The organism is Pseudomonas sp. JAI111, from assembly GCF_024809425.1.
In the GTDB taxonomy this organism is placed as follows: domain Bacteria; phylum Pseudomonadota; class Gammaproteobacteria; order Pseudomonadales; family Pseudomonadaceae; genus Aquipseudomonas.
Genome location: NZ_JANUCB010000003.1, coordinates 276,479 through 293,348, shown reverse-complemented (window position 1 = coordinate 293,348; position 16,870 = coordinate 276,479). Strand labels below are relative to the sequence as shown.

Annotated in this window: 13 protein-coding genes; 5 read left to right on the top strand and 8 right to left on the bottom strand. The window is 59.5% G+C overall.

The features are described 5' to 3' along the window. Window positions 1-191: 191 nt before the first annotated feature. Both HNR03_RS12255 and HNR03_RS12250 read right to left on the bottom strand, forming a co-directional pair. Window positions 192-1,568, bottom strand: coding sequence for a GTPase/DUF3482 domain-containing protein (locus HNR03_RS12255; RefSeq protein WP_259153809.1), 1,377 nt, complete (start codon window positions 1,566-1,568; stop codon window positions 192-194). Then, window positions 1,561-2,940 carry a DUF2868 domain-containing protein gene (locus tag HNR03_RS12250; protein ID WP_259153808.1) on the bottom strand — a complete coding sequence of 460 codons (1,380 nt, stop codon included), beginning with the start codon at window positions 2,938-2,940 and terminating at the stop codon, window positions 1,561-1,563. Before HNR03_RS12250 ends, HNR03_RS12255 begins: the two co-directional genes overlap by 8 nt. A gap of 85 nt (window positions 2,941-3,025) precedes the next feature. On the opposite strand from HNR03_RS12250, the gene HNR03_RS12245 reads away from it, so the two are divergent. Then, on the top strand, window positions 3,026-3,538 hold the full coding sequence (locus HNR03_RS12245) for a dihydrofolate reductase (RefSeq protein WP_259153804.1): 513 nt from the start codon (window positions 3,026-3,028) through the stop codon (window positions 3,536-3,538). A gap of 105 nt (window positions 3,539-3,643) precedes the next feature. Here the strand turns inward: HNR03_RS12245 and HNR03_RS12240 are convergent, their stop codons facing one another. Beyond that, a complete protein-coding gene (locus HNR03_RS12240; RefSeq protein WP_259153802.1) occupies window positions 3,644-5,035 on the bottom strand; it encodes an L-cystine transporter in 1,392 nt (463 codons plus the stop codon). A gap of 254 nt (window positions 5,036-5,289) precedes the next feature. Between HNR03_RS12240 and HNR03_RS12235 the strand changes: the two genes are divergently transcribed. Both HNR03_RS12235 and HNR03_RS12230 read left to right on the top strand, forming a co-directional pair. Further along, window positions 5,290-6,357 carry a haloacid dehalogenase-like hydrolase gene (locus tag HNR03_RS12235; RefSeq protein WP_259153800.1) on the top strand — a complete coding sequence of 356 codons (1,068 nt, stop codon included), beginning with the start codon at window positions 5,290-5,292 and terminating at the stop codon, window positions 6,355-6,357. A gap of 178 nt (window positions 6,358-6,535) precedes the next feature. Continuing rightward, on the top strand, window positions 6,536-7,750 hold the full coding sequence (locus tag HNR03_RS12230; RefSeq protein WP_259153799.1) for an SGNH/GDSL hydrolase family protein: 1,215 nt from the start codon (window positions 6,536-6,538) through the stop codon (window positions 7,748-7,750). 206 nt (window positions 7,751-7,956) lie between these two features. On the opposite strand, the gene ilvD is transcribed toward HNR03_RS12230, so the two are convergent. The 5 genes from ilvD to HNR03_RS12205 all read right to left on the bottom strand — a co-directional run bounded on the left by ilvD (window position 7,957) and on the right by HNR03_RS12205 (window position 14,928). After that, window positions 7,957-9,798: a dihydroxy-acid dehydratase gene (gene ilvD / locus HNR03_RS12225; RefSeq protein WP_090178511.1), complete on the bottom strand. Its 1,842-nt coding sequence runs from the start codon at window positions 9,796-9,798 to the stop codon at window positions 7,957-7,959. Window positions 9,799-10,056: 258 nt separating this feature from the next. After that, window positions 10,057-11,262 (bottom strand): MFS transporter, encoded by a 1,206-nt coding sequence (locus HNR03_RS12220; protein ID WP_259153797.1) that lies wholly within the window; start codon window positions 11,260-11,262, stop codon window positions 10,057-10,059. Next, on the bottom strand, window positions 11,255-12,232 hold the full coding sequence (locus HNR03_RS12215) for a diiron oxygenase (protein ID WP_259153791.1): 978 nt from the start codon (window positions 12,230-12,232) through the stop codon (window positions 11,255-11,257). The genes HNR03_RS12220 and HNR03_RS12215 overlap by 8 nt, the downstream gene beginning before the upstream one ends. Next, window positions 12,229-13,308, bottom strand: coding sequence for a SagB/ThcOx family dehydrogenase (locus HNR03_RS12210; protein WP_259153788.1), 1,080 nt, complete (start codon window positions 13,306-13,308; stop codon window positions 12,229-12,231). The genes HNR03_RS12215 and HNR03_RS12210 overlap by 4 nt, the downstream gene beginning before the upstream one ends. Window positions 13,309-13,731: 423 nt before the next feature. Continuing rightward, window positions 13,732-14,928, bottom strand: coding sequence for a class I SAM-dependent rRNA methyltransferase (locus tag HNR03_RS12205; protein ID WP_222588866.1), 1,197 nt, complete (start codon window positions 14,926-14,928; stop codon window positions 13,732-13,734). Between the two features lie 232 nt (window positions 14,929-15,160). Here HNR03_RS12205 and HNR03_RS12200 point away from each other — a divergent pair, with 232 nt between their 5' ends. Together HNR03_RS12200 and mutM are read left to right on the top strand one after the other, a co-directional pair. Next, a complete protein-coding gene (locus HNR03_RS12200; RefSeq protein WP_222590303.1) occupies window positions 15,161-15,976 on the top strand; it encodes an HDOD domain-containing protein in 816 nt (271 codons plus the stop codon). A gap of 28 nt (window positions 15,977-16,004) precedes the next feature. Continuing rightward, entirely contained in the window at window positions 16,005-16,817 is an 813-nt protein-coding gene (gene mutM / locus HNR03_RS12195) for a bifunctional DNA-formamidopyrimidine glycosylase/DNA-(apurinic or apyrimidinic site) lyase (protein WP_090178527.1), read from the top strand. The last annotated feature ends 53 nt before the right edge of the window (window positions 16,818-16,870 follow it).

Here is a 16,870-nt window from a genome sequence, read left to right as displayed (position 1 = left end):
GGGGTTTTGCGTCGCTCGTAGTTCTAATGTGGGAGCGAGCCTGCTCGCGATGGGGCCAGTCCAAACACCACAGTCACCAAGGTTGATCGTTCCCACGCTCTGCGTGGGAATGCCTCAAGGGACGCTCTGCGTCCAGTGACGCAGAGCGTCACGGGCTTCATTCCCACGCGGGAGCGTGGGAACGATCAGGCTCAGAGTTGTTGCGCCAACACCTCGATTTGCTCCTGCCGTTCAGCCTGGCTCAACCTGGGCTGCTTGTTCAGCGAAGACCACTGCGGATGTGCCCGAGCCTTGTTCAGCGCTTCGGGCAACTTGCCTTCGCGCCAGGTCTTGTCCTGGGGCGTGGCGAGCTTGATGCTGTCCATCGCGGCATGGCCGCGTGCATTCAGTGCCTGCAAAAGCTGTCGCTGACGCAACGCCAACAGGCGCAACACGCTGTCGTCCACCGTCAGCTCCCGCTGGCCCTTGATCTTGCCCATCAATCGACTGCCATAACTGCGTGCGGTTTGCAGGGCGCCGCCGGCAATCGCGCCGGCCAAGGCTGCCGCGCCGAGGGTCAGACCACCCACCAGCAAATCGACGCCAGCGCCGGCTGCCGCACCGGCCGCGATGCCGCCGCCGACCCGAACGCCCAGTTGTTTGAGGGTTTCGGGGTTGAACAAGTCATCGCCCCAACGGCCATCGAGCAGAGGCAGGTCACTGGCCGCGGCGTCCTGTGGACGAAAGGCGTACAGCTTGAGCAGCGCTTCGACGCAGCGTTGTTCCCGTTGTCGAACGGCTTTGCGCAATTCACTGATGGCGTGCTGTTCTTGCGCGGCATCGCTGACCACGCTACGCCGGTAGGCTGCGCAATCGATCAATAATTCGGCAATCAGTCGCGCCGCACTTTGCTCCCGGGCCAGGCGCTGGGCCTGTTGGTCGGCGATCAAGCGTTCCAGTTGTTCCCGTGAGCCTTCCAGCAGCAGCGCGAGGCTTTCATAGAGGCGACGTTCGCCATCTTCTGGCGGCGCCACGCTGTCAAAACGCACCAAGGCGTGCAGGCCCAGGCGCGCCAGCGCTTCACGCCAGTCCGGCTCGCGGTGGTTGGCGCTGCTGACGAAATTGAGCACCGGCAGCAGCGGTTTGCCGCAACTGGCCAACACTTCCAGTTCGTCGCGGTACTTGGCCAGCACCGGCTCCCGGGCATCGATCACGTAGAGACCGGCGTCGCAGGTGAGCAGTTGTCGCAGCACCTTGGCTTCCTGCTCGAACCGTTGGCGCGCTTCGCTGCCGTCAAGAAATCGCGCCAAACGTGCCGGGCCGTCGAGGCGTTCGCCGGGACGTTCCAGGCGCTCGAGATAGTCGAGCAGGGCGATGGCGTCTTCCAGGCCCGGCGTATCGAAAAGGTCGAGCAACGGCTCGCCGTCCACCGATAACCGTGCGCCTTCGACATGGCGCGTGGTGCTGGGGCGATGGGACACTTCGCCGAACCCGACATCCCGGGTTAACGTGCGCAGCAATGAGGTTTTACCGACATTGGTGTGGCCGACCACGGCGAGCTTCAACGGCGCTTTCCACGGATTAGTCATGGCCGCTCTCCAGCCAGTTCATCGGCGCGCAGTCGGCGAATGGCAGGTTCAGTTGTTGCAGTGCCACGTGCCAGTCGCCCAAACGTTCGGAATCCAGCGCTTCACCGTTGGGCGCTTGCAATAACCAGACTCGCGTCGCGGCCGCGTTACGCGCCAGCTCGGCAATCAGTGCAAGACTGCCACGGTCCGGCGAACGCCGTGGATCACAGGCGATGGCCAACCGCTCGGGCGGGAAGCGACTCAGCTGTTCGAGGAGTTTGTGGCGAGATTCACGACTGTCGAGAATGCCGGCATTGTTCACGTTTCTGGGCAGTTGCGGCGGCCACGGGCGTTGATCGTCCAGCTCGATGGCCACCAATAGCGCGCCATCGCTTTGCAGTTCGCTGACGCTGCTTTCGATCTGATGAAGGTTGTCCGGCGCGGCATCACTGATGCCCAAGCGTTCGCTGGTGGGCATCAGGCGTTCACGCAATTGAGCGTAGCCGGGCAGGTTCAGGTCCAGGCGCAAGGCGGCTTGCCCGGTTTTCCAGCGCCACAGGCAGAACAGCGCAAGCAGCAGGCGCGGCAACACACCGTAAACCACCAGAACCCCGACCAGCCATGTGGCCCAGGCCTGGCGGGCGCTTTCGATATTGAGCGCGGTGTCGCCGCTGGCGCGGATCATTTCCACCGTCGGGACGTTGAAACCGAGTATGGAAGGCAGAGTGCCGAGGGCTTGGGTCATCGCCACGAAGGTGTCGGCGCTAAGCAGGGTGGTTTCCCAGACGAAACCGTAGCGCCGGGTCGCCATCAGCGTCAGCAGAATCGCCAGGGCACTGAGCATCGCCAGCAACCACAGGCTGTTGACCAGGACGCCGATTGCCCAGCGATTGAGTTTCTGGCGTTGCAATAACAAGAGCAGGGCCGGCGCCAATTGCGCTGCTTTGGCGTCGCGGGCGAGTTTCTCGCTGAGCCATAACCACAAGCGCCCAAGGGTGTCGCCGTGTTCGCCGGCGAACATCAGGCCCAGCGCCCAGCTCAGTAAAAGAATCAGGTTCAGCCCGAGCAGACTACCCAAGGCCCAGAACACATTGACCGGCGTCTGTCCGTCGCCCAGCGCGGCAAACCCCAGGCCGGCGCCGCTGACCACGGCCAGCACCGCGAGGACGATCAGCGCCAGTCGCGCGCCTTGCAGCCAATGCTTGAGGGCTGCGGCCAGGCCGTCGCGTTCGGCCAGCCAGATGGCCCGATGCTGAATCCGCGTCGGCAGATCGCCACCGGCGCTGCGGGCCAGTCGGTTGGCTTCCAGATCCTCCAGGGGCCCGGCGTGTTCTTCACGCAGGCGCACGGTTTCGGTCAACCAGAGGTTTTGCAGTGGCGTCAGTTCAGTCACGCGACATTCCGTTGCTCAATTGAGCTGTGAGCATAACCGCTGTGGTGCTTATCGGGGTACGGGAGGCTCTGGTATCCTCGCCGACATGACTAAATCACTCCCCCTCAGCCTGATCGCAGCCCTCGGTGAAAACCGTGTGATCGGTGTCGACAACAGCATGCCCTGGCACTTGCCGGGGGACTTCAAATACTTCAAGGCCACCACCCTGGGCAAGCCGATCATCATGGGTCGCAAGACCTGGGATTCCCTCGGTCGTCCGTTGCCGGGCCGATTGAACATCGTGGTCAGCCGTCAGGTAGATCTGGTGCTGGAAGGCGCGGAGGTTTATCCGTCGCTGGAAGCTGCGGTGATTCGCGCCCAAGCATGGGCGAAAGAGCAGGGCGTCGACGAGTTGATGCTCATTGGCGGGGCGCAGTTGTATGCGCAGGGGTTGGCTCAGGCGGATCGGCTTTATTTGACGCGCGTCGCGCTCAGCCCTGAGGGAGATGCGTGGTTTCCGGAGTTTGATTTGAAGGAATGGAAGCTGGTGTCGAATGTTCCGAATCCGGCAGAGGGTGATAAGCCGGCATACAACTTCGAAGTGTGGGAACGCACTTGAGATCGTTCCCACGCTCTGCGTGGGAATGCAGCCCGTGACGCTCCGCGTCACTGGACGTGGAGCGTCCCTTGAGGCATCCCCACGCGGGAGCGTGGGAACGATCAGTCAAGCGTGAGCCAACTCCGCATGCTCATCCGCATCCAGCAATTCTTTATCGGTCTGCTGCATGATCTGGCTGGTAATCGCCCCGGCCGTGATCGAACCGCTCACGTTCAATGCCGTACGCCCCATATCAATCAGCGGCTCTACTGAAATCAGCAACGCCACCAATGACACCGGCAACCCCATTGCCGGCAGCACGATCAGCGCCGCAAAGGTCGCGCCACCGCCCACGCCCGCCACGCCCGCCGAACTCAGCGTCACAATCGCCACCAGCGTCGCGATCCACAGCGGGTCCAGCGGATTGATGCCCACGGTCGGCGCCACCATCACCGCCAACATGGCCGGGTACAAGCCGGCGCAGCCGTTCTGGCCAATGGTCGCACCAAACGAAGCGGCGAAACTGGCGATGGACTGCGGGATGCCCAAGCGACTGGTCTGCGCTTCGATGCTCAGCGGGATCGTCGCCGCACTTGAGCGGCTGGTGAAGGCAAAGGTCAGCACCGGCCAGATCTTGCGGAAGAAGCGCAGCGGATTGATCCCGGCCGCCGACACCAGCAGGCCATGGACCACGAACATCAGGCCCAGGCCGATGTAAGAAACCACCACGAAACTGCCAAGCTTGATGATGTCTTGCAGGTTGGAGCCGGCGACCACTTTGGTCATCAGCGCCAATACGCCGTAAGGCGTCAGCTTCATCACCAGACGCACCAGGCGCATCACCCAGGCTTGCAGGGTGTCGATGGCGTTGATCACTTTCTGACCTTTTTCCACGTCATCTTTCAACAGCTGCAAGGCGGCGACACCGAGGAACGCCGCGAAGATCACCACGCTGATGATCGAGGTCGGCTTGGCGCGAGCCAGATCGGCAAACGGGTTTTGCGGAATGAACGACAGCAGCAGCTGCGGCACATTCAGGTCGGCCACCTTGCCCGCGTAGTCGGTCTGAATGGTTTGCAGGCGGGCCATTTCCTGAGTGCCGGCCACCAGGCCTTCAGCGGTCAGGCCGAACAGGTTGGTCAAGCCGATGCCGATCAGCGCCGCGATGGCGGTGGTGAACAGCAAGGTGCCAATGGTCAGGAAACTGATCTTGCCCAGCGACGACGCGTTGTGCAGCCGCGCCACAGCGCTGAGGATCGAGGCGAACACCAGCGGGATCACGATCATTTGCAGCAACTGCACGTAACCGTTGCCCACCAGATCGAACCAGCCGATCGAGGCTTTCAGCACTGGGTTGCCCGCGCCGTAAACGCCGTGCAGGGCAACGCCGAATACCACACCCAACGCCAGTGCGAGCAGGACTTTTTTCGCCAGGCTCCAGTTCGTGTGACGGGTTTGCGCCAGGCCAAACAGCAGGGCGAGGAACACCAGCAGATTGAGGATCAGCGGCAGATTCATGGGAAAGCTCCGATAAGACAGGTGCCAGTCACCTTCCGGGGTGGCTGCGACCGGCAAGCCTAACAGTTTGATTTCCAATGAATTAATATCAAAAACGTATGGAATCCGTCGTTTTTGGAATAAGCACGCGTCGCTCTCAGGGATGCAGCTGGCGCAATAGGGACGTGAGCAGTCGCTGACAGACGGTGACTGTCACACTTATTTGTTAGCGTCGATGCCTCTACATCAGGATCTTTTATAAGGGAATCATGCCGATGAAGTTCGCACCGAAATTTCTGGCTGCTGCGTTGGGATTGAGTTTTGGCCTTGGCCTGGCCGGTCAGGCCTTCGCCACGGATTTGAAGCATTGGCCTGCCGATCAGGCCAAGGCACTGGACGCGATGATTGCGGCCAACGCCAACAAAGGTAATTTCGCGGTATTCGACATGGACAACACCAGTTACCGCTACGACCTCGAAGAATCGTTGTTGCCGTTCATGGAAAACAAGGGCCTGATCACCCGCGAGAAACTCGATCCCTCCCTGAAACTGATTCCATTCAAAGACACCGCCGACCACAAGGAAAGCCTGTTCAGCTACTACTATCGCCTCTGCGAAGTCGACGACATGGTCTGCTACCCATGGGTCGCCCAGGTGTTCTCCGGCTTCACCCTCACCGAGCTCAAAGGGTATGTCGATGAGTTGATGGCCTCCGGCAAACCGGTACCGACCACGTACTACGACGGCGATGTAGTCAAAAACCTCGACGTCAACCCGCCGAAAGTATTTACCGGCCAGGCTGAGCTCTATAACAAGTTGATGGAGAACGGCATCGAGGTCTACGTGATGACCGCCGCCTCCGAAGAACTGGTGCGCATGGTCGCTGCCGATCCGAAGTACGGCTACAACGTCAAACCGCAGAACGTCATCGGCGTGACCACGATGCTCAAGGACCGCAAGACTGGCGAGCTGACCACCGCACGCAAGCAAATCACGGCGGGCAAGTATGACGAGAAGGCCAACCTGGGCCTGGAGCTGACGCCGTACCTGTGGACACCGGCTACCTGGATGGCGGGCAAGCAAGCCGCAATCCTGACCTACATCGACGAGTGGAAAAAACCGGTATTGGTTGGCGGCGACACCCCAAGCAGCGACGGTTACATGCTGTTCCACAGCGTTGACGTGGCCAAGGGCGGCATCCACTTGTGGGTCAACCGCAAAGACAAATACATGACCCAGATGAACGGCATGATGGCCAAAAACGCGACAGCCCAGGCCAAGGAAGGGTTGCCTGTGACGGCAGACAAGAACTGGGTGATCGTCAAGCCGGAAGAGATTCAGTAAAGGCCACGATAATCGCCCCTGCACAGTGTGTGGACGCGACAGGCCCCGCCAATGCGGGGCTTTTTATTGTTCGCAATAACGACGCGCAGTGGCTGTCTGCTGCCTATATTCATTGGTTAGTCACTGGGTGATTGGCGCTGGGGCAGTTGGTTCGGGCGACGACCGAAGGAACGGGGGCATGCGACGATTAAATCGGGTCTTTATCGCGTGGGTTATCGCCACGTTGAGCGGATATGGCTGGCTTTGCACTAGTGCAGCGGCTGAGTTGATGCCGGGAAATGATCACGTCATTTCACCAGGCGTGCCTCAAGGGGCCGCGCCCCTGAACTTGAGTAAGCTGGTGGGCAAACTAAAGGCCTCGCGCAATACGTCGATCAGTATTGTGCAACTGGGCGACTCTCACACGGCTGCCGATTTGTTCACCGGCGAAATGCGCCGCCTGTTCCAGCAACAATATGGCGCCGGCGGCATAGGCTTTATCGCGGCGATGCCTGTACCAGGCACTCGTTACGATCAAATTGTTCTGTCGACGGTAGATGGGCAATGGCGTCTGGTTTCCAGTCGCAATCAGTACAGCGGCGAGTTTCCATTGGGGGGGTATCTGTCGCTACCCATGGGCCCGAAGGCAGGGGTACATATCGAATCACGAACGTCGAACGAAGGCGTATATAGAATTTCGGCGCTGTACCGTGCGCTCTCCAATAGCCAACTGATCGCCAGTGCTGGAGGGAGCTCGACCAGTGTCGAGTTGTTGCCGACATCCGGAAAGTGGCGTTTCAGCCCGGCTATCCAACCCGTAAGTCTGCCAGTGGATCTGGTGATAGCCTCGAGTCAGGACGTAGAACTGGGAGGTTGGAACATCGAGTCTTTGACGGAGAATGGGGTCACGTACTCCGCATTAGGTGTCAATGGTGCGATGTTGAAGATTCTCGACAAGTGGCAAGACGGCTGGCTAAGCACACTGCAAGCCTTGCGCCCGGACTTGCTGGTACTCGCGTATGGGGGGAATGAAGCATTTGATGACGATCTGGACCTGACACTTTATGAGGCTGACCTGAGCGAAAAGCTTGCCCTGTTGCGACGCGCCTTGCCTGATACCGTGATCTTGCTGGTCGGGCCAGCAGACTCGATAAAACAACGGTCCGCTGACTCATGCGCCGGGCGCCAACCGGCAAAACTGGCTCAGATCATTCAAATTCAAAGACAAGCAGCACTGAAGGCCGCGGCCTTGTTCTGGGACTGGCAAGGTTACATGGGCGGCGCCTGTTCAATTGAGCGCTGGCAGGCAGCGCATTTGGCTCAAAATGATCTGATTCACCTGAATGGTGAAGGTTATAAAAAAAGCGCCGGCGAACTTTACGAGTATCTGCAATCCCTGCTGGTGGGGCCTTGAAGCGAGATCTCATCACCATAAAAAAGCCCCGCACTTGGCGGGGCATGATGATCGTTCCCACGCTCCCGCGTGGGAATGCCTCAAGGGACGCTCCGCGTCCAGTGACGCGGAGCGTCACGGGCTGCATGCCCACGCAGAGCGTGGGAACGATCGACAAAAAAATACCCCGCCAAGTGCGGGGTATTTTTTCGTTCGACGGTTAAGGGTTACAGCCCGTCGAGCATCGCCTTGTTACGCACAGCACCCTTGTCGGCGCTGGTCGCCAGCAGGGCGTAGGCTTTCAGGGCCGTAGTCACTTTACGCGGACGTTTTTCCACTGGCTTCCAGCCTTTCTGATCCTGCTCGGCACGGCGTCCGGCCATCTCTTCGTCGCTGATCAACAGGTTGATCGAGCGGTTCGGAATGTCGATCAGCACTTTATCGCCGTCCTGCACCAGACCAATCGCGCCGCCCGCTGCCGCTTCCGGAGAAGCGTGGCCGATGGACAGGCCCGAGGTGCCGCCGGAGAAACGGCCGTCGGTGAGCAGGGCGCAAGCTTTGCCCAGGCCTTTGGATTTCAGGTAAGACGTCGGGTACAGCATTTCCTGCATGCCCGGACCGCCTTTCGGGCCTTCGTAACGAATGATCACGATGTCGCCGGCCTTCACTTCGTCAGCGAGGATGCCGCGTACGGCGCTGTCCTGGCTTTCGAAGATCTTCGCGTTGCCTTCGAAGACGTGGATCGATTCGTCGACGCCGGCGGTTTTCACCACACAGCCGTCCAGCGCGATGTTGCCGTAGAGAACGGCCAGGCCGCCTTCTTTCGAGTAAGCATGTTCGACACTGCGGATGCAGCCGTTTTCACGGTCGTCATCCAGGGTTTCCCAGCGGGTCGACTGGCTGAATGCAGTCTGCGTCGGAATGCCCGCAGGACCGGCCTTGAAGAAGTGATGCACGGCTTCGTCGTCGGTCTGGGTGATGTCCCACTTGGCGATGCCTTCTGCCAGAGTCTTGCTGTGTACGGTCGGCAGTTCGGTGTGCAGCAGGCCGCCACGGGCCAGCGAGCCGAGGATGCTGAAGATCCCGCCGGCACGGTGCACGTCTTCCATGTGGTACTTCTGGATATTCGGCGCGACTTTGCACAGTTGCGGCACGTGACGGGAGAGACGGTCGATGTCGCGCAGGTCGAAATCGATCTCGGCTTCCTGGGCCGCAGCCAGCAAGTGCAGGATGGTGTTGGTGGAACCGCCCATGGCGATGTCCAGGGTCATGGCATTTTCGAATGCCTTGAAGTTGGCGATGTTGCGCGGCAAGACCGACTCGTCGTTCTCGCCGTAGTAACGCTTGCACAGCTCGACGATGGTGCGGCCGGCCTGCAGGAACAGCTGTTCGCGGTCACTGTGGGTGGCGAGGGTCGAACCGTTGCCCGGCAATGCCAGGCCCAGGGCTTCAACCAGGCAGTTCATCGAGTTGGCGGTGAACATGCCGGAGCACGAGCCGCACGTCGGGCAGGCGCTACGCTCGTACTCGGCGACTTTCTCGTCAGAAGCGCTGGAGTCGGCGGCGATCACCATGGCGTCGACCAGGTCGAGGCCGTGGGAGGCGAGTTTGGTCTTGCCGGCTTCCATCGGGCCGCCGGAAACGAAGATCACCGGGATGTTCAGGCGCAGGGCGGCCATCAGCATGCCGGGGGTGATCTTGTCGCAGTTGGAGATGCAGACGATGGCGTCGGCGCAGTGGGCGTTGACCATGTACTCGACGGAGTCGGCGATGATCTCGCGGCTCGGCAGCGAATACAGCATGCCGTCGTGGCCCATGGCGATGCCGTCATCCACGGCGATGGTGTTGAATTCCTTGGCGACACCGCCCGCGCGTTCGATCTCGCGGGCGACCAGTTGACCGAGGTCCTTGAGGTGGACATGGCCCGGTACGAACTGGGTGAAGGAGTTGGCAATGGCGATGATCGGCTTTTTGAAGTCGTCATCTTTCATCCCCGTGGCGCGCCACAGTGCGCGGGCACCGGCCATATTGCGGCCGTGGGTGGATGTTTTCGAGCGGTAATCAGGCATGAAGCACTCCGGGCGGCTAATCAGGTATCAAAAGGGAAGTGAGCTTCTATTGACGTCTGGAACACCCAGAAATGGCCGTGTGTCCGGAAGTTGCCGATAACTTTGCGGGATCGCCGCGCGCTTCAGCTTGAGCTCATAAACCCGCCGGGGGATGACTGGCGATGAATGTCGCGATTCTACACGGCTGGCGTCAGGAGGGAATGCCGGGAAGCGTTGATCTGGCGGTGACGGGGCGTGCGGGATGACGACTGGCAGGCATCAGTCGGTACTCATTGCCTGATGCCGTCGGCTGATCAGCGCATTGAGGCCTATTCCCACGGCGCTCAATGCCAGGAAACTGAAGGCAAGCGTCACCGGCAGATGACTGGCGCTCAAGTTGATCAGCGCGCTGACCATTCCACCGAAGACAAATACCAGGGTGTTGCCGGCCGAGGCCGACGTGCCGGCGTTGTCCGGGAATATGTCCATGGCTTTGGACGTCGCGACCGGACGGGCGATGGTTGTGCCAGCGGTGCAGACGATCATCGGGATCAGTATTGTCTGGATTGAAAGCCCCAGCGTTGCCGATAGCCAGAGCATCAAGATGCCCGAAAGGAAGATCAGGCCAAGACCCACAATGATTTGCGTGTTCGGTGCGATCCGGTTGGCAAGCACTCGAGCGACGACTCCGCCGAACAGGTAGGCCACGCCGTAAAACAGCAGGGTCAGGGAGAATTCGTACGGCGAAAGCTGTAACTGCTCCATGAAGATCAGCGGCGAGATGACAATGAAGGAAAAGTGGCAGGTGAAGGCGATGGCGGCGATCAGCCAATAACCGAGGAAACCTGCGTCGCGACAGATCATTCGGTACGACTGGAGCATGCCTTGGCTGGGGGCGGTAGCGGGGCGCAGGTTTTCAAGAAAGAAACAGGCCTTGAGGAACACCGCCGCGGCCAACGCGATAAAGGCTATAAAGCTCCCCGGCCAGTCCATGGCGTGTTGCAGCACGGTGCCTGCCAGTGGCGAAACTGAAATGAAGATACCGCTGGCGGTGACCATGAGAATCCGCAGTTGGTCGCGTTCCTTGCCGTCGAACAGGTCCTGAACCAGTGCCTGCGAGAGGACAAAACAGCCGCAGCCGATCGCCTGGACTAACCTGAACATGAGGAACCAGGCGTACTCGGTCGACGTCACACAACCCAGCGCGCCAACTATGGAGACCACCATGCCCGCCAGCAGCAAGCCCTTGCGCCCGATGACATCCGAGAGCGGTCCGATCAGCAGTTGAGACAGCGAGATGCCGATCGCGAACAAGCTGATGGAAAGGGCGATGTCGGCTGGCGTGGTCCGGAAATGTTCAGCCAGCGCGGGGAAGGAAGGCAGCAATACGTCGAGGGGAAATACACCGAGTAATACCATCGTCAGCAACAGAATGACCGCCGCTCGACGTTTTTTTATAGCAACGCTCTCTTTCCCTTCACTCATCGAAAAGCCCTGCCCTGGAGAACAGCTGGCGATTGGCAGGCAGGTCGAAGAATCCCGCTTTGTTCAATGCGCTCAACGTCGCGCCAGCACCTGATCGAGCACGGCGCTGGCAGGCGGACGGGGACGTCAGCTCGCACAGTATCTCTACGACAAACGCCTCACCAAGGCCGGCGCTGCGCAGGCTTTCGCCAAGCCAGCGTTCATCCGCTTCAAAGAAAACCAGCAGGATTTCCAGGAGCAACCTGGCGGTGAACGTGCGTTGACCGCTACTGAGCTGCAACCACAGGAAGTGGAACACCTCAGAAAAATAACGGCTGTGTCGCGCCTCGTCGGTGAGGTGGTCTCTGAGCATTGCCTGAACGCTACACACCAGTTCGTCGCGACAAACGTCGAGCAATTCCTTGGCAATGATCGTCTCCGAGACGAATCCGACGAGAAACCAGGCCAGCGCTTTGTGTTTGTCCGGTGCACCATCGATCAGGGCGTTCAGCCGGGCTATCCGTTGAGGCACGACCGGTCGATCGGTGATGCCGTAGCAGTCGGCAATTTGTTCGGCGAGTTGATGGGAGAACAGTGCGTGGTAACCCTCGTCCGTGTAGAGCTGAAGCGCAGCCGTTTTCATTCGTGAAGGAATGGAGACGCCGAGCTCATTGTGGATGATGGTTTCAACGGATCGGTTGACGATCCGGTGCTCAAGCAGGGTGGTGTAGTCGAGGAAATACACCAAATGGTTGGCGCACAGGCGATGAGCAAGCGTTTTACCGGCTGCCTTGATCTCCGGGTGATTCAGGTAAGGCAGAAACGCCGGTGGAAACCAGTGGCGGGTTTCCAGTTGTTGCGCCAGATCCAGAGGTAGCCGGTAGTTGTGCTGGCTGGTTCTTACCGAGGCTCGGGTATTCCAGTCGCCGAGGGTGAAGCGCTGGGCCCACGAGGCGGGGGCGTAGGCGGGCGCGGTATTGGAGCCGGTCATTGTTCCTGCCCCTGAGCGTTCAACAGCGCTTTTAACTCCATGCACATCACCTGCCCGTCGCTCTGGCCACAGCCGACAAAAAACAGCGGCTGCTCCGCGCTGTCTTCAAGTCCCAGCAGTGCTTCGACCTGATTGTCGGTCAATGCGCCCGTTAACCAGGTGTGCAACCCCTGCGCGGTGGCCACCAATTGAAACGTCTGGGAAATATGACCGGCCTCGACGTAGGCCATTCGGTAGGCGCGCGAGTGTTCGTATTTCCACCACAGCTTGTCGAAGCGGCTGGTGATGAATAGCCCGACGGGCAAGTTGTTGATGAAATGCTGCCCGCAAAGCAGCTGCCCCAACGGCTGAACAGGCAATGGTCTGATGAAACTCAGCGTGTGTTCGGCGGGGCGATAGGCGTAAAGGCCGGGTTCGAGGCCAATGACGTTTTGCACCAGAAGAAAACCTTCGCATGCATTCAGCCCGCCACCCGAGGGGCTGCTTCGACGCGCGCCGAGACCTTCGACGACGCCGTCGTCGATGTCGTTTTCACGTTCATGCAGATAGCCGAGAGACAGGTATAAAAGCGTGCTGACGGACTCCAGGGAAACGGCTTCACCGGTGAAGGCGCGACAGGTTTTTCGCTTGATCAGAGCCTCTGCCAGCGAGCCTTGCGGCAGCCTGCAAGGTTTTGGCAGGACCGTCAGCGCGTCCGCCGAGCGTTCGCAGGCTCGTGCTTGCGGTGCGGGTGTGGTCAACACCTCGGTGCAATGGTCGAGATACTGTTTCGACCATTCATGAATATCGTGTGGTACATGGTTGCAAGGGATGTTCTTGGTGCCGATATGAAATATCTTCGACAGTTCATCCCAACCCCATTCAACTGTGACGAGCGTTGTCGTTGATATGATGCCCGCACTTAGAAGTTGTGCATCAATAGTATGTTGGCCATTGAAGTTGTTCGGGTCGTCGATAAGTTCGGCGAGTCGGGTTGAATACTTCAGGTTGAGTTCAAATTGTTTGTGATTCTTGTAATCCCAGACAATTTGACCGGGCGTGCGCGGAAGTATGAATAGATGCGGGTTTATATGCATGTGGATCGCGCTCTCTCTGGACACTGCGTCGGAAACGCTGGGTAGCCGGCACTCCCCAGCGTTTTATCTACTTAGCGGGCTTTTGGAGCAACCAGAAAAGCCAGGTTGGCGATTTTGTTAGCTTCCAGAGTAATTGCTTTCATGTTGGAACTCCTTGTAATTGAAAGTGAGCGCCACCTCGTGGTGACAACTCAATCATAGATAGTAATGGAGGCTTATCAAGGAGATATTAGGTAAGAGGCTTCTAGTAATTGTGTCGGATCGGTCCTACAGAACAATTAATTTTGTAAGTTCTATCCGGTAAAACAAGAAGTACAGGGAAACTTCCTGCAAGCCAGTAGGCTGCCAGGGTAGGACGCCAGGAATTAAATAACAGATAACAGAAGGGGAGCCGATTGGCTCCCCCCTTCAAAACCGGCTTGATCAGCTGTTTGGCAGCAGACGGCAGGTGATGCTTTTGATGTAGCGGGTTTCGGCGATGGCCGGGTGAACCGGATGATCCGGGCCCTGACCGCCACGCTCGAGCATCTGGATGTTGCGATCCAGGTGACGGGCGCTGGTCAGCAGGATGTTCTGCAGGTCATCTTCCGGCAGGTGCATCGAGCACGAAGCGCTGACCAGGATGCCGTCCTTGCTGAGCAGGCGCATGGCTTGCTCGTTCAGGCGACGGTAAGCGCCTTCACCGTTCTTCATGTCTTTCTTGCGTTTGATGAACGCCGGAGGATCGGCCACGATCACGTCGAAACGTTCTTCGCTGGCTTTCAGCTCTTTCAGGGCTTCGAACACGTCGCCTTCGATGCAGGTCATTTTCTCGGCGAAACCGTTCAGCGCGGCGTTGCGCTCGACGCCGTCGAGGGCGAAGGCGGAGGCGTCGACGCAGAACACTTCACTGGCACCGAAAGCGGCCGCTTGCACGCCCCAGCCGCCGATGTAGCTGTACAGGTCCAGTACGCGTTTGCCTTTGGCGTAAGGCGCCAGGCGCGCGCGGTTCATGCGGTGATCGTAGAACCAGCCGGTTTTCTGGCCCTGGATGACCGGCGCTTCGAATTTCACGCCGTTCTCTTCCAGCGCTACCCACTCCGGCACCAGGCCGAACACGGTTTCGACGTAACGGTTGAGGCCTTCGGCGTCACGGGCCGCGGAGTCATTCTTGAACAGAATGCCGCTTGGCTTGAGCACTTGGGTCAGCGCCGCGATCACGTCTTCTTTATGGGCTTCCATGGTCGCCGAAGCGATCTGCACCACCAGGATGTCGCCGAAACGGTCGACCACCAGGCCCGGCAGCAGGTCCGAGTCACCGTAGACCAGGCGGTAGAACGGCTTGTCGAACAGGCGGTCGCGCAGGGACAGGGCGACGTTCAGGCGATGCACCAGCAGCGATTTGTCCAATGGCAGCTTGATGTCGCGCGACAGCAGACGTGCGCAGATCAGGTTGTTCGGGCTCATGGCAACGATGCCCAGCGTCTTGCCGCCGGCCGCTTCGAGGATCGCCTGGTCACCGGCCTTGAAGGCGTGTAACGGGGTGGCGGCTACATCGATTTCATTGCTGTAGACCCACAGGTGGCCGTTTCGCAGGCGACGGTCGGCGTTGGCTTTGAGGCGCAGGCTAGGCAGGGACATGACGTCGCTCCGGAAAAAAGAGCGGGAGTATAGCGTGTTGCGCAAGGCCACGGTTTGGCGGATGGACATGCGGTGAGGCCGCCGGGCATTTGATTAAACTGCGGGCGATGTCGCCGCCAAGGTGTCGGATCCAACTTTATAAGGGTTAGAATCGCCGCCTGACCCAGAGTGTGTACTTATGTCCCAAGAGCTGACGACCGAACAGATCCAACAGTCCCTGCAAGGCATCAGCGTGCCGGCCCAACCGCAGATCATGGTGGATTTGCAGATGGAGCAGTACATGCCCGACCCAGACCTGGAGGTGATCGCCAAGCTGATCTCCCAGGACCCGGGACTCTCTGGGGCTTTGCTGAAGATCATCAACTCGCCGTATTACGGCTTGAGCAACAAGATTGCCTCGATCCAGCGTGCGGTGAATCTGCTGGGTAGCCGCTCGGTCATCAACCTGATCAACGCGCAGTCGATCAAGGGCGAGATGAACGACGACACCATCGTCACCTTGAACCGGTTCTGGGATACGTCCCAGGACGTGGCAATGACGTGCCTGACCCTGGCCAAGCGTATCGGCGCCCAGGCAGGTGACGAGGCGTATGCGTTGGGTCTGTTCCACGACTGCGGCGTGCCCCTGATGCTGCAGCGTTTCCCCAATTACATGAGCGTGGTGGAGGAGGCTTACGCCAACGCCAGTGCCGAGTGCCGAGTGGTCGACACCGAAAATCGGGTGTTCAATACCAACCACGCCGTCGTCGGGTACTACACCGCCAAATCCTGGCGCCTGCCGGAGCATGTGAGTGCGGCCATCGCCAATCACCACAATGCGTTGGCGATTTTCAGCGACGAGTCTTCGCGTAACGCCCAGCTCAAGAACCTGCTGGCGATCTTGAAAATGGCCGAACACATTTGTGCGTCGTACCGGGTGCTGGGTAGTCAGACCGAAGACCATGAATGGAATAGCATCGCACCTCTGGTGCTCGATTATGTCGGCCTCTCGGACTACGACTTCGACACCCTCAAACAAACGATCCGCGACCTCGGCACTCACCGCTGAGGGTCGGACAGCCTGATTCGAGAACAGCATGCCTGAACTGCCAGAAGTCGAAACCACTCGCCGCGGAATTGCACCCCACCTGGAGGGCCAGCGCGTCAGCCGGGTGATCGTGCGTGACCGCCGTTTGCGCTGGCCGATTCCTGAGGACCTCGATGTGCGGTTGTCCGGCCAGCGCATCGTGCTGGTGGAACGACGCGCCAAGTACCTGTTGATCAATGCCGAGGTCGGTACGCTGATCAGCCATTTGGGCATGTCGGGGAATTTGCGGCTGGTGGAAGTCGGCATGCCGGCGGCCAAGCATGAGCATGTGGACATCGAGTTGGAGTCGGGCCTGGCCCTGCGTTACACCGACCCGAGACGGTTTGGCGCGATGCTCTGGAGCCTCGATCCGCTCAATCACGAACTACTGATTCGCCTGGGGCCGGAGCCGTTGACCGACCTGTTCGATGGCGAACGCTTGTTCCAGCAATCGCGCGGACGCTCCATGGCGGTCAAGCCGTTCATCATGGATAACGCGGTAGTGGTCGGGGTCGGCAATATCTATGCGACCGAAGCCTTGTTCGCCGCAGGCATCGATCCGCGCCGCGAGGCCAAGAGCATTTCCCGGGCACGCTATTTGAAGCTGGCGATCGAGATCAAGCGCATTCTGGCCGCCGCTATCGAGCGCGGTGGCACCACGCTGCGCGACTTCATCGGCGGCGACGGTCAGCCGGGTTATTTCCAGCAGGAATTGTTTGTCTATGGCCGTGGCGGCGCACAGTGCAAAGTCTGTGGCACAGAGCTTCGGGAAGTGAAACTGGGGCAGCGCGCCAGCGTCTTTTGCCCGCGTTGCCAGAGCTGACACGTCCCAGGGTCTATAGTCATTGTTCTCACTGCCTAGCCGAAGGACCGTGC